The 758-nt window shown below is 37.5% G+C and carries 1 pseudogene; it reads left to right on the plus strand.

Annotated features, from left to right (window positions below):
* Positions 1-435 precede the first annotated feature (435 nt).
* Positions 436-758 (plus strand): annotated as a pseudogene (locus tag H4J67_RS19955) (lipoyl synthase); the annotation flags it as partial.

The following is a 758-nucleotide window of genomic DNA, read 5'->3' on the forward strand; positions in this document are numbered from 1 at the left end:
CAAGCTTGTTTGAATAGCGCGTAAAAATAACCACATGCAAGACCGCACTAAAACCATAAGAAAAAATACGACTACCTTTAAGTAGCAAGTAAAACTTGCCTGAAATTCACTCCTTTAATCAACATTTATAAAAATCGATAGGCAAAAGCTTACAAGATGCAGTACATGCATTATTGTTGACCAATTGATAGCTGTGTTTCAGAGCATTATCACTGCGTAGTATTATCATGGGTGGCATAGTAATTATTATGGGTGGCATAGTAATTATTATGGGTGGCATAATAATTCCTCTCAGCCATTGCGCCTTTTATGTCTGAGAATAATTTGCCTGTCCACGCAATTGATAACTTAGAAACACAGCTGCCAACATTGTAATCAATAGCGTATATTATAAACGTAGGAGGTCAGTTTTTGGCCTCAAGGTCGATCACTATTATGAGTAACATTAAACAATCACTATTGGTCGCTGGCGAAAAACTTCGTGATGCGGATAAGTTGGCTTTTATTCCAGTAAAAATTATTGCGAGTGAAAAAGCAACCACCTTAAAAAAACCTAGTTGGTTAAAAATAAAGATACCAAGTAACACCGCTAAGGTAACAGAAATTAAACAAGCGATGCGTAAGCATAATTTGAACTCAGTGTGTGAAGAAGCGTCATGTCCTAATTTACATGAATGTTTTAACCACGGCACAGCAACGTTTATGATCTTGGGTGCTATTTGTACTCGCCGCTGTCCATTTTGTGATGTCGCGCATGG

It is taken from the genome of Colwellia sp. BRX10-4 (genome assembly GCF_014077465.1).
Taxonomy (GTDB): domain Bacteria; phylum Pseudomonadota; class Gammaproteobacteria; order Enterobacterales; family Alteromonadaceae; genus Colwellia_A.